This window comes from Pseudomonas sp. QLc11A (genome assembly GCF_052112305.1).
GTDB lineage: Bacteria > Pseudomonadota > Gammaproteobacteria > Pseudomonadales > Pseudomonadaceae > Aquipseudomonas > Aquipseudomonas laurylsulfatiphila.
Map to the genome: position 1 here is coordinate 222,993 of NZ_JAVAJJ010000004.1, position 12,756 is coordinate 235,748.

The 12,756-nt window shown below is 59.1% G+C and carries 10 protein-coding genes; all 10 read left to right on the forward strand.

Translation table 11 applies throughout. The annotated features are described in order from the left end of the window. The first annotated feature begins 434 nt into the window (after nucleotides 1–434). The 10 genes from gyrA (at nucleotide 435) to Q8X48_RS08605 (ending at nucleotide 12,622) form a co-directional block, all read left to right on the forward strand. Entirely contained in the window at nucleotides 435–3,089 is a 2,655-nt protein-coding gene (gene gyrA / locus Q8X48_RS08560; protein ID WP_126049925.1) for a DNA gyrase subunit A, read from the forward strand. 308 nt (nucleotides 3,090–3,397) lie between these two features. Continuing rightward, nucleotides 3,398–4,483, forward strand: a complete 1,086-nt coding sequence (serC, locus tag Q8X48_RS08565) for a 3-phosphoserine/phosphohydroxythreonine transaminase (protein ID WP_407800511.1) — start codon at nucleotides 3,398–3,400, stop codon at nucleotides 4,481–4,483. Then, entirely contained in the window at nucleotides 4,483–5,577 is a 1,095-nt protein-coding gene (gene pheA / locus Q8X48_RS08570; protein ID WP_007939916.1) for a prephenate dehydratase, read from the forward strand. Before serC ends, pheA begins: the two co-directional genes overlap by 1 nt. 12 nt (nucleotides 5,578–5,589) lie before the next feature. Then, nucleotides 5,590–6,702 (forward strand): histidinol-phosphate transaminase, encoded by a 1,113-nt coding sequence (gene hisC / locus Q8X48_RS08575; RefSeq protein ID WP_407800510.1) that lies wholly within the window; start codon nucleotides 5,590–5,592, stop codon nucleotides 6,700–6,702. 28 nt (nucleotides 6,703–6,730) lie between these two features. Next, complete coding sequence (locus tag Q8X48_RS08580; protein WP_407800584.1) at nucleotides 6,731–8,938, forward strand: bifunctional prephenate dehydrogenase/3-phosphoshikimate 1-carboxyvinyltransferase; 2,208 nt, start codon at nucleotides 6,731–6,733, stop codon at nucleotides 8,936–8,938. Then, nucleotides 8,935–9,624, forward strand: a complete 690-nt coding sequence (cmk, locus tag Q8X48_RS08585; RefSeq protein WP_007973641.1) for a (d)CMP kinase — start codon at nucleotides 8,935–8,937, stop codon at nucleotides 9,622–9,624. Before Q8X48_RS08580 ends, cmk begins: the two co-directional genes overlap by 4 nt. 120 nt (nucleotides 9,625–9,744) lie before the next feature. Beyond that, the gene (gene rpsA / locus Q8X48_RS08590; RefSeq protein WP_007973639.1) at nucleotides 9,745–11,436 is read left to right on the forward strand and encodes a 30S ribosomal protein S1; all 1,692 of its coding nucleotides are present in this window, start codon (nucleotides 9,745–9,747) and stop codon (nucleotides 11,434–11,436) included. A gap of 210 nt (nucleotides 11,437–11,646) precedes the next feature. Further along, a complete protein-coding gene (locus tag Q8X48_RS08595; protein ID WP_095966354.1) occupies nucleotides 11,647–11,928 on the forward strand; it encodes a hypothetical protein in 282 nt (93 codons plus the stop codon). Between the two features lie 150 nt (nucleotides 11,929–12,078). After that, nucleotides 12,079–12,381, forward strand: coding sequence for an integration host factor subunit beta (gene ihfB, locus Q8X48_RS08600; protein ID WP_150812244.1), 303 nt, complete (start codon nucleotides 12,079–12,081; stop codon nucleotides 12,379–12,381). Further along, a complete protein-coding gene (locus Q8X48_RS08605; protein WP_407800509.1) occupies nucleotides 12,356–12,622 on the forward strand; it encodes a hypothetical protein in 267 nt (88 codons plus the stop codon). The genes ihfB and Q8X48_RS08605 overlap by 26 nt, the downstream gene beginning before the upstream one ends. Nucleotides 12,623–12,756: the final 134 nt, after the last annotated feature.

Sequence of the window (12,756 nt, forward strand, 5' to 3'; positions counted from 1 at the left end):
TCGTTGGCGCCTGCCAAATCGCCTTCGCGGGCAAGCCCGCTCCCACAGTTGATCGAGGTGTGACCGCAATCGTCGGCACAATAAAGAACCACTGTGGGAGCGGGCTTGCCCGCGAAGAGGCCTGCACAGGCACCGAACAACCCAAAATCCAGCCCCATTTCTCCATTCAACACGGCTCTAAGCCTCCCTGTTCCCTTTTCAGCCTGTCACCGGTCAACTAACTACTCTCCATGCGCATCTGGGGGATAGGTGCGTGGCGGCTCTTGTGATAACATCCGGCGGTTTCCATGGTTACCCTGCGGGGTGACCTTTACTGCGCAGATCCATGGCATAACTCGTTGATTTGTCGTAAGCCACTGCATGGCACCGAGCCTGCAGCGGCGAGCTTCGTTGGTCCTGACGAAGTTTCACCAGAAAAAGGAATCAGGCTTCTCATGGGCGAACTGGCCAAAGAAATCCTCCCGGTCAATATCGAAGACGAGCTGAAGCAGTCCTACCTCGACTACGCGATGAGCGTAATTGTCGGGCGGGCACTGCCGGATGCGCGCGATGGCTTGAAGCCCGTGCACCGGCGCGTGCTGTTCGCGATGAGCGAGCTGGGCAACGACTTCAACAAGCCGTACAAGAAATCTGCCCGTGTTGTCGGTGACGTGATCGGTAAGTATCACCCGCACGGTGATACCGCGGTGTACGACACCATCGTTCGGATGGCACAGCCATTCTCCCTGCGCTACCTGCTGGTAGACGGCCAGGGCAACTTCGGTTCGGTGGACGGCGACAACGCCGCGGCCATGCGATACACCGAAGTGCGCATGACCAAGCTGGCGCACGAGCTGCTGGCCGACCTGCATAAGGAAACCGTGGACTGGGTGCCGAACTACGACGGCACCGAAATGATCCCGGCGGTCATGCCGACCCGTATTCCCAACCTGTTGGTCAACGGCTCCAGCGGTATCGCCGTGGGCATGGCGACCAACATTCCGCCACACAACCTCGGTGAAGTCATCGACGGTTGCCTGGCGCTCATCGACAATCCCGAGCTGACTGTCGACGAGCTGATGCAATACATCCCTGGTCCGGACTTCCCGACCGCTGCGATCATCAACGGTCGCGCCGGCATCATTGAAGCCTACCGCACTGGCCGTGGCCGCATTTACATGCGCGCCCGCTCGATGATCGAAGACATCGACAAGGTCGGTGGCCGCCAGCAAATCGTCATCACCGAACTCCCTTACCAGTTGAACAAGGCGCGTCTGATCGAGAAGATCGCCGAACTGGTAAAAGAGAAGAAGCTCGAAGGCATCACCGAACTGCGCGACGAGTCCGACAAGGACGGTATGCGCGTCGTGATCGAGCTGCGTCGTGGCGAAGTGCCTGAGGTGATCCTCAACAACCTCTACGCCCAGACCCAGCTGCAAGCGGTGTTCGGCATCAACATCGTCGCGCTGATCGACGGCCGTCCGCGGATCCTGAACCTCAAGGACCTGCTGGAAGCCTTCGTTCGTCACCGTCGCGAAGTGGTGACCCGTCGTACCGTGTTCGAACTGCGCAAGGCTCGTGAGCGCGGTCACATCCTTGAAGGTCAAGCGGTTGCCCTGTCGAACATCGACCCGGTTATCGCCCTGATCAAGGCGTCGCCAACCCCGTCGGAAGCCAAGGAGGCGCTGGTCAGCACCCCTTGGGAGTCCTCGGCTGTGGTGGCGATGGTCGAGCGTGCCGGCGCCGATTCGTGCCGTCCGGAAAACCTCGATCCGCAATACGGCCTGCGCGACGGCAAGTACTTCCTGTCGCCGGAACAGGCGCAAGCCATTCTGGAACTGCGTCTGCACCGCCTGACCGGTCTGGAACACGAAAAACTGCTGGCCGAGTATCAAGAGATCCTCAACCAGATCGGCGAGCTGATCCGCATCCTCAACAGCGCCACGCGCCTGATGGAAGTGATCCGCGAAGAGTTGGAAGTGATTCGCGCCGAGTACGGCGACGTGCGTCGCACCGAGATCCTCGATGCTCGTCTCGACCTGACCCTGGGTGACATGATCCCGGAAGAAGAACGCGTCGTGACCATCTCCCACGGTGGCTATGCCAAGACCCAGCCGCTGGCGGCGTACCAGGCCCAGCGTCGTGGCGGTAAAGGCAAATCGGCGACCGGCGTCAAGGATGAGGACTACATCGCTCACCTGCTGGTTGCCAACAGCCACACCACGCTGCTGCTGTTCTCGAGCAAGGGCAAGGTGTACTGGCTGAAGACCTACGAAATCCCTGAAGCGTCCCGCGCTGCCCGTGGTCGTCCGCTGGTCAACCTGCTGCCGCTCGATGACGGTGAATACATCACCACCATGCTGCCGGTCGAGGAATACACCGAAGGTCACTACATCTTCATGGCCACCGCCAACGGCACCGTGAAGAAGACCCCGCTGGAATCCTTCAGCCGTCAGCGCAGCGTCGGCCTGATCGCGCTGGAGCTGGACGAAGGCGACGTGCTGATTTCTGCCGCCATTACCGATGGCGAGCGTGAAGTGATGCTGTTCTCCGACGGCGGCAAGGTTACCCGCTTCAAGGAATCCGACGTTCGCGCCATGGGCCGTACCGCCCGCGGTGTGCGCGGTATGCGTCTGCCGGAAGGCCAGAAGCTGATTTCCATGCTGATCCCGGAAGAAGGCAGCCAGATCCTCACCGCTTCCGAGCGTGGTTTTGGCAAGCGCACGGCGATCACCGAGTTCCCTGAGTACAAGCGTGGCGGTCAGGGCGTTATCGCCATGGTCAGCAACGAGCGTAACGGCCGCCTGGTCGGCGCCGTCCAGGTGCTCGACGGTGAGGAAATCATGCTGATTTCCGACCAGGGCACTCTGGTGCGTACCCGTGTCGACGAAGTGTCCAGCCTGGGTCGTAACACCCAGGGCGTGACCCTGATCAAACTGGCCAAGGATGAAACCCTGGTCGGGCTGGAGCGGGTTCAGGAACCTTCGGAAATCGAAGGTGAAGAACTGGAGGGTGAAGAGGGGGCGGTGTTCGATGGTGAAGTCGTGATCGACGACGTTGCCGAAGACCAGCAACTCGACGCCGCTGCTGACGAAGAGCCACAGGAATAAGCGGGCAAGCAGGGGGCGGATGAAAATTCGCCCCCTTGTTGTTTGTCCCTTTTGAAAATTTTGACACTCATGGCGACCTTGTGTGGGTGCCGGGCTTTTGTGGCGAGGGGGCTTGCCCCCGTTGGGGTGCGAAGCGCCCCTGAAACCAGTCACCGCAATCTTGCGTGAGGCGGCGGTGACAGGTTTACGATTGCTACGCAATCGAACGGGGGCAAGCCCCCTCGCCACAGGTAAGCGCGCTCCTGCATGAGGTCTGTGTCAACTGATTATTTATTGCGTGATACCCCCAAATCAGAGCGAGATTGGATGTGAGCAAGAGAGCCTATAACTTCTGTGCCGGTCCTGCGGCGCTTCCCGAAGCTGTCCTGCAGCGCGCCCAGGGTGAACTCCTCGACTGGCACGGCAAGGGTCTGTCGGTCATGGAAATGAGCCATCGCAGTGATGAGTTCGTGTCCATCGCCACCAAGGCCGAGCAGGATCTGCGTGATCTGCTGAATATCCCTTCGAACTATAAAGTGCTGTTCCTGCAAGGTGGGGCCAGCCAGCAATTCGCGCAGATTCCTCTGAACCTGCTGCCGGAAAACGGCTCGGCCGACTATATCGACACCGGTATCTGGTCGCAGAAAGCCATCGAAGAAGCTTCGCGTTATGGCCAGGTCAACGTTGCCGGCACCGCCAAGCCCTACGACTATTTCGCCATTCCCGGTCAGAATGAGTGGAAGCTGTCGAAAGACGCGGCCTACGTTCACTACGCGCCGAACGAAACCATCGGTGGCCTGGAGTTCCAGTGGATTCCGCAAACCGGTGACGTTCCGCTGGTGGCCGACATGTCCTCGGACATCCTGTCGCGCCCGGTGGATGTTTCGCGTTTCGGCATGATCTACGCCGGTGCCCAGAAAAACATCGGCCCGAGCGGTATCGTCGTCAACATCGTTCGCGAAGACCTGCTGGGCAAGGCCCGCTCCATTTGCCCCACCATGCTCAATTACAAGGTCGCGGCCGACAACGGCTCGATGTACAACACCCCTCCGACCCTGGCGTGGTATTTGTCCGGCCTGGTGTTCGAGTGGCTCAAAGAGCAGGGCGGTGTCGAGGCCATCGGCAAGCTCAACGAAGTCAAGCAGCGCACGCTGTACAACTTCATCGATGCCAGCGGCCTGTACAGCAACCCGATCAACAAGTCGGACCGCTCGTGGATGAACGTGCCGTTCCGCCTGGCTGATGATCGTCTGGACAAGCCGTTCCTGGCCGGTGCCGACGAGCGTGGCCTGTTGAACCTCAAGGGCCACCGTTCCGTGGGTGGCATGCGCGCCTCCATCTATAACGCCGTCGACATCAACGCCGTCAATGCGCTGATTTCGTACATGGCAGAGTTCGAGAAGGAACACGGCTAATGTCTGAGCAAGAACTCAAGGCACTGCGCCTGCGCATTGATGCCCTGGACGAAAAGGTCCTGGAGCTGATCAGTGAGCGTGCGCGCTGCGCCCAGGAAGTCGCGCGAGTAAAGATGGCCTCGCTGGCCGAAGGCGAAGTGCCGGTGTTCTATCGTCCTGAGCGTGAGGCTCAGGTGCTCAAGCGTGTCATGGAGCGTAACCAGGGGCCGCTGGGCAACGAAGAGATGGCGCGGCTGTTCCGCGAAATCATGTCTTCCTGCCTGGCACTCGAGCAGCCGTTGAAAGTGGCTTATCTCGGCCCTGAGGGTACCTTCACCCAGGCGGCGGCCATGAAGCACTTCGGTCACGCGGTAATCAGCAAGCCGATGGCGGCGATCGACGAAGTGTTCCGTGAAGTGGCGGCCGGGGCGGTGAACTTTGGCGTGGTGCCGGTGGAAAACTCCACCGAAGGCGCGGTCAACCACACCCTCGACAGCTTCCTCGAACATGACATGGTGATCTGCGGCGAAGTCGAGCTGCGTATCCACCATCACCTGTTGGTCGGTGAAAACACCAAGACCGACAGCATCAGCCGCATCTACTCCCACGCCCAGTCCCTGGCCCAGTGCCGCAAGTGGCTGGACGCCCATTACCCGAATGTCGAGCGTGTGGCGGTGTCCAGCAACGCCGAAGCGGCCAAGCGGGTCAAGGGTGAGTGGAACTCGGCGGCGATTGCCGGTGACATGGCGGCCGGTCTGTACGGCTTGACCCGTCTGGCCGAAAAAATCGAGGACCGCCCGGATAACTCCACGCGCTTCCTCATGATCGGTAACCAGGAAGTGCCGCCGACCGGCGACGACAAGACCTCGATCATCGTCTCGATGAGCAACAAGCCGGGTGCGCTTCATGAGTTGCTGGTGCCGTTCCACGACAACGGCATCGACCTGACGCGAATCGAGACCCGTCCGTCGCGCAGCGGCAAATGGACCTACGTGTTCTTCATCGATTTTGTCGGCCACCACCGCGATCCGCTGGTAAAAGGTGTGCTGGAAAAAATCAGTCAGGAAGCAGTGGCACTCAAAGTGCTGGGTTCCTACCCGAAAGCAGTTCTCTAAGGGCGGTAGCAAATGAGTGGCAATTTCCTCGCTCTGGCACAGCCGGGCGTGCAACAACTTTCGCCTTACGTTCCGGGCAAGCCCGTGGACGAACTGGCTCGCGAGCTGGACCTCGATCCAGCCAGCATCATCAAGCTGGCGAGCAACGAAAACCCGCTGGGCCCTGGTCCCAAGGCGTTGGCGGCCATCCGCGATGCGCTGGCCGAGCTGACCCGTTATCCGGACGGCAACGGCTTTGCCCTCAAGAGCCTGTTGGCCGGGCAGTGCCGCGTCGAACTTGATCAGGTTACGCTGGGCAATGGTTCCAACGACATCCTGGAACTGGTCGCGCGTGCCTATCTGGCGCCAGGCCTGAACGCCGTGTTCAGCGAGCATGCGTTCGCGGTCTACCCGATTGCCACTCAGGCGGTCGGTGCACAGGCCAAGGTCGTTCCGGCCAGGGATTGGGGGCATGACCTGCCTGCCATGCTGGCAGCCATCGACGCCAATACCCGCGTGGTCTTCATCGCCAACCCGAACAACCCGACCGGGACCTGGTTCGACGCCGAGGCGCTGGACGAATTCCTGCAGGATGTTCCGGAGCATGTGCTGGTCGTACTGGATGAGGCTTATATCGAGTACGCCGAAGGCAGCGATCTGCCGGATGGCCTGGACTTCCTGGCGGCCTACCCGAACCTGCTGGTTTCCCGCACCTTCTCCAAGGCCTATGGTCTGGCGGCGTTGCGCGTGGGTTATGGCTTGTCCACGTCAGTAGTCGCAGATGTGCTGAACCGTGTGCGCCAGCCATTCAACGTCAACAGCCTGGCCCTGGCCGCAGCCTGTGCGGCGTTGAAGGACGACGAGTATCTGGCGCAATGCCGTCAGTTGAACGAGTCCGGCATGCAGCAGCTGGAAGCCGGTTTCCGTGAGCTGGGGCTGAGCTGGATTCCATCCAAGGGCAATTTCATCTGCGTCGATCTCGGTCAAGTGGCGGCTCCGGTGTTCCAGGGCTTGCTGCGTGAAGGTGTGATCGTGCGCCCGGTGGCCAACTACGGCATGCCGAATCACCTGCGCGTCACCATTGGTCTGCCGGCAGAGAACAGCCGCTTCCTGGATGCGCTGACCAAGGTTCTGGCTCGTGGTTGATGTCACTGCACTGCAATCTGCTGAACCTATGATCGGTCGCCTGGTGGTGGTCGGTCTGGGGTTGATCGGCGGTTCGTTTGCCAAGGGATTGCGCGAAAGCGGGATGTGTCGCGAAGTGGTCGGGGTCGATCTCGATCCACAATCGCGCAAGCTCGCGGTCGAGTTGGGGGTGGTGGATCGCTGCGAAGAAGACCTGGGCGTTGCTTGTCAGGGCGCCGACGTCATTCAGCTGGCGGTGCCGATCCTGGCCATGGAGAAAGTGCTTGCGCGTCTGGCTGGCATGGACCTGGGGCAGGCGATCCTGACCGATGTCGGTAGTGCCAAGGGCAACGTGGTGCGCGCTGCCACTGAAGCATTTGGCACGATGCCGCCATGCTTCGTGCCGGGGCATCCGATTGCCGGTTCCGAGCAGAGTGGGGTCGAGGCCTCCAACGCCGAGCTGTTCCGTCGGCACAAGGTGATCCTGACACCGCTGGATCAGACCGATCCGGCAGCCTTGGCCGTGGTCGACCGTTTGTGGCGCGCGCTGGGTGCCGATGTCGAGCACATGCAAGTCGAACGTCACGACGAAGTATTGGCCGCGACCAGTCATCTGCCGCACTTGCTGGCGTTCGGCCTGGTCGATTCGTTGGCCAAGCGCAATGAAAATCTTGAGATCTTCCGTTACGCTGCGGGCGGTTTCCGCGATTTCACAAGAATCGCCGGTAGCGACCCGGTCATGTGGCACGACATCTTCCTCGCCAACCGCGAAGCTGTCCTGCGCACACTCGATACATTTCGCAGCGATCTCGACGCCTTGCGCGACGCGGTCGATGCAGGGGATGGGCACCAATTGTTGGGCGTTTTCACTCGCGCCCGGGTTGCCCGCGAGCATTTCAGTAAAATCCTGGCCCGCAGGGCCTATGTGGACGCTATGAATTCCAACGATCTGATTTTCCTGGCTCAACCTGGTGGCCGCCTGTCCGGTCGGATTCGCGTACCGGGTGACAAATCGATTTCCCACCGTTCGATCATGCTCGGTTCCCTCGCTGAGGGCGTCACCGAAGTCGAAGGCTTCCTCGAGGGTGAAGATGCCCTGGCGACCTTGCAGGCGTTCCGTGACATGGGCGTGGTCATCGAAGGTCCGCACCACGGACGCGTGACCATTCACGGCGTTGGCCTGCACGGCCTGAAGCCGGCACCGGGCCCGATCTACCTGGGCAACTCCGGTACTTCGATGCGTCTGCTGTCCGGCCTGTTGGCTGCGCAGAACTTCGACAGCACCCTGACCGGCGACGCCTCGCTGTCCAAGCGCCCGATGAATCGCGTGGCCAATCCGCTGCGTGAAATGGGCGCGGTGATCGAGACTGCCGCCGAAGGTCGTCCACCGATGACCATCCGTGGCGGCAACAAGCTCAAGGGCCTGACGTACACCATGCCGATGGCCAGCGCCCAGGTTAAATCCTGCCTGCTGCTGGCCGGTCTGTACGCCGAAGGCAAGACCACCGTTACCGAGCCGGCTCCGACCCGCGACCATACCGAGCGCATGCTGCGCGGTTTCGGCTACCCGGTGAGCGTTGATGGTGCCACGGCATCGGTTGAGTCCGGTGGCAAGCTGGCCGCGACCCACATCGAAGTGCCGGGCGACATTTCGTCGTCGGCGTTCTTCCTGGTGGCGGCATCGATCGCCGAAGGTTCGGACCTGGTGCTCGAGCATGTCGGCATCAATCCGACCCGTACCGGTGTGATCGACATCCTGCGCCTGATGGGAGCGGACATCACTCTGGAAAACCAGCGTGAAGTCGGCGGCGAACCCGTGGCTGACCTGCGTGTGCGGGCAGCTAAACTCAAAGGTATCGAGATTCCGCAAGCGCTGGTTCCATTGGCCATTGACGAATTCCCGGTGCTGTTCGTGGCCGCTGCCTGTGCCGAAGGGCGCACTGTGCTGACCGGCGCCGAAGAGCTGCGGGTCAAGGAATCGGATCGCATCCAGGTCATGGCGGACGGTCTGCTGGCACTGGGCGTCAAATGCGAACCGACCCCGGACGGCATCATCATCGACGGCGGCCAGATCGGCGGCGGTGAAGTGCACGGTCATGGTGATCACCGTATCGCCATGGCGTTCAGCGTTGCTTCGCTGCGCGCCAGTGCGCCGATCCGCATTCATGATTGCGCCAACGTCGCGACGTCGTTCCCGAACTTCCTGGCGCTGTGCGCGCAGGTCGGTATTCGCGTGGCACAAGAGGCGCAGTCGTGAACAACATTGCACCGGTCATCACCATCGATGGGCCAAGTGGCTCGGGCAAGGGCACGGTAGCCGGGATTCTGGCCAAGCGCCTGGGCTGGAACCTGCTGGATTCCGGTGCGTTGTACCGCCTGCTGGCTTTCGCCGCGCATAACCATGGTGTCGACCTGACCAACGAAGAGTTGCTGAAGAAACTTGCCGCTCATCTGGACGTGCAGTTCATCGCGGCGACGGACGGTCAGCTGCAACGCATCATTCTGGAAGGTGATGAAGTCAGCGATGTCATCCGCACCGAAAGCGTCGGTTCCGGCGCGTCCCAGGTGGCTGCGTTGCCCGCTGTGCGCGAGGCGCTGCTGCAGCGCCAGCGTGCTTTTCAGGAAGCGCCGGGCCTGGTGGCGGATGGGCGCGACATGGGAACGGTGGTTTTTCCTGATGCGCCGCTGAAGATTTTTCTGACCGCCAGTGCCGAGGAGAGGGCACGCCGCCGATATTTGCAGTTGAAGGGCAAAGTCGAGGGTGTTAGTCTGTCGAGTCTGCTAGATGAGATACGTGCACGCGATGAGCGTGACACCCAGCGAGCGGTAGCCCCGCTCAAACCGGCGGCTGACGCCATACAGCTGGATTCCACGGAATTGTCCATCGACCAGGTGCTGGAACGCATCATGAGCGAGATCGCCATTCGCGATATCGCCGGGTGACCAAGAGGGCCGCAGGGGACCAGTCATAGTCCTGCGGTGGCTTCTTTTAAATGAAACTAACCCACACCGTCTGGGGTGTGGAGATGGGCGTTTTCTTCGCCCTCATCAACAGGAATTAAAATGAGCGAAAGCTTTGCGGAACTCTTTGAAGAAAGCCTAAAAACCCTGAACCTTCAGGCAGGCTCCATCATCACCGGTGTTATCGTTGATATCGATTACCAGGCTCGCTGGGTAACCGTTCACGCTGGCCTGAAGTCTGAAGCACTCATCCCGCTTGAGCAGTTCTACAACGACGCTGGCGAACTGAACATCAACGTCGGTGACGAAGTTCACGTTGCTCTGGACTCGGTTGAAGACGGCTTTGGTGAAACCAAGCTGTCCCGTGAAAAAGCCAAGCGCGCTGAATGCTGGATTGTTCTGGAAGCAGCCTTCGCAGCCGAAGAAGTGGTCAAGGGCGTTATCAACGGTAAGGTTAAAGGCGGCTTCACTGTCGACGTTAACGGCATCCGTGCGTTCCTGCCAGGTTCTCTGGTTGACGTCCGTCCAGTGCGCGACACCACGCACCTGGAAGGCAAAGAGCTGGAATTCAAGGTCATCAAGCTGGACCAGAAGCGCAACAACGTTGTCGTTTCCCGTCGTAGCGTCCTGGAAGCCGAGAACTCCGCCGAGCGCGAAGCTCTGCTGGAATCCCTGCAGGAAGGCCAACAAGTCAAAGGTATTGTCAAGAACCTCACCGACTACGGCGCATTCGTCGATCTGGGTGGCGTCGATGGCCTGCTGCACATTACCGACATGGCTTGGAAGCGTATCAAGCATCCTTCCGAAATCGTCAACGTTGGCGACGAGATCGATGTCAAGGTTCTGAAGTACGATCGCGAGCGCAATCGTGTTTCCCTGGGCCTGAAGCAACTGGGTGAAGATCCATGGGTTGCTATCAAAGCCCGTTACCCGGAAAGCACTCGCGTTACCGCGCGTGTAACCAACCTGACCGACTACGGCTGCTTCGCTGAGCTGGAAGAAGGCGTTGAAGGTCTGGTACACGTTTCCGAAATGGACTGGACCAACAAGAACATCCACCCTTCGAAAGTCGTACAAGTCGGCGACGAAGTGGAAGTCATGGTTCTGGACATCGACGAAGAGCGTCGTCGTATCTCCCTGGGCATCAAGCAGTGCAAATCTAACCCATGGGAAGATTTCTCTGGCCAGTTCAACAAGGGCGATAAAATCTCCGGCACCATCAAGTCGATCACCGATTTCGGTATCTTCATTGGTCTGGACGGCGGCATCGACGGTCTGGTTCACCTGTCCGACATCTCCTGGAACGAAGTGGGCGAAGAAGCCGTACGCCGCTTCAAGAAGGGCGACGAGCTGGACACCGTTATCCTGTCGGTTGACCCAGAGCGCGAGCGCATCTCCCTGGGTATCAAGCAACTGGAAAGCGATCCGTTCTCCGAGTACGTTCAAGAGAACGACAAAGGCGCCATCGTTAAAGGCATCGTGAAGGAAGTTGACGCTAAAGGCGCCATCATCACTCTGGCCGACGATATCGAAGCGACTCTGAAAGCCTCCGAAATCAGCCGTGACCGCGTTGAAGACGCGCGCAACGTTCTGAAAGAAGGCGAAGAAGTAGAAGCCAAGATCATCAGCGTTGACCGCAAGAGCCGTGTAATCCAGCTCTCGATCAAGTCGAAAGACGTTGAAGACGAGAAAGAAGCAATCCAGAGCCTGCGCGACAAGCCAGTAGCTACTGATGCTCCTGTGGCCACCACTCTGGGTGACCTGCTGCGTGCACAAATGGAAAAACAGAACTAAGTTCTGATTTTCTGTAAAAAAGGGCGACTTCGGTCGCCCTTTTTTGTGCCTGGAATTTGGTGAGGCGCGCCCGGCTTTGGTTGCTCGAGTCGTGAACCAAAGCTGCTGAGAAAATGTCTGATTGTTTAGTCGGATCAAGTGCTTGTTTGCGGCTAGTCTTTAGCTTGAGACTAATGATCGCCCATTGGGCTTTCTGGCAAAAGGACGTGAATGAACAAGCTAATTGTCGCAGTAGCAGTGCTGGCGCTAGCGGGTTGTGCCACCAATGCCAAAACTCACGCAGTGCGCGGGGTGAGCGGCATTGAGGTTGATTGTTCGGGGCTCGGTTCGAATTGGGATAAGTGTTACAAGCGCGCGGCCAAGGAGTGCAGGGGGGCGGGCTATAAAGTGGTGGCGAGGTCTGACGATGTGAAGGAGGAGGAAGATGGCTTCCCCTTCGGCTTCAATCCCGCAGGTTTCCTGACGCGCACTATGCTGGTGATTTGCCGATGAGACAGTGATGGCTCGGAGGTCTCCTCGCTCCAGGAATCAGGCATTCCGGGGTGGTGGGATGTATGGCAAAACTCGGGCTGTTCAAAATCATGCCGGCGTGCTAAAACCTTTGGAGCGCTGATCTAGCTGCTTGAAAAAGAAGGGAAAAATATGACGAAGTCGGAGTTGATCGAACGAATTGTCACCCATCAAGGGCTGCTTTCATCCAAGGATGTGGAGCTGGCCATCAAGACCATGCTTGAGCAAATGTCCCAGTGTCTGGCTACCGGAGACCGTATCGAGATCCGGGGGTTTGGCAGCTTCTCTCTGCACTACCGTGCTCCACGGGTTGGCCGTAATCCGAAAACCGGTCAGTCTGTCAGTCTCGACGGCAAATTCGTTCCTCACTTCAAGCCAGGCAAGGAGTTGCGTGATCGGGTGAATGAGGATGAAGAAGGTTGCAGTGATGATTAGTTGGCGAGACGGCAGTCGCCTCAAGCGACTCGTGATCACAGGGTTTGTGTTGTTTGTATCAATTCCATGCCTGCTCTTCGTGCTGGAAAACCAGCAGCTTGTTGCTGTCTCCTTTTTAGGTTTTTCTTCACCACAGCTTCAGTTGTCGATTTTTGGCGTTGTTTCATTCTTGGTCGGAATGATTGTGGGAGGGGGTGTTGTGTCTGCTTATGCCTTGAGGGTCAGGAGCAGGGGGCGGTAAGTTGAACATTGATTTTATTGGAGTTTGTTTCTGGTGTTCAGCAGAGGCAATGCCGCGGTATTCTGCGCGCTTTAGTTGTTAGGGTTTTCTGGCGCAAATGTAGTCGCAATGGCAACCTACAGACAATGTGGTTC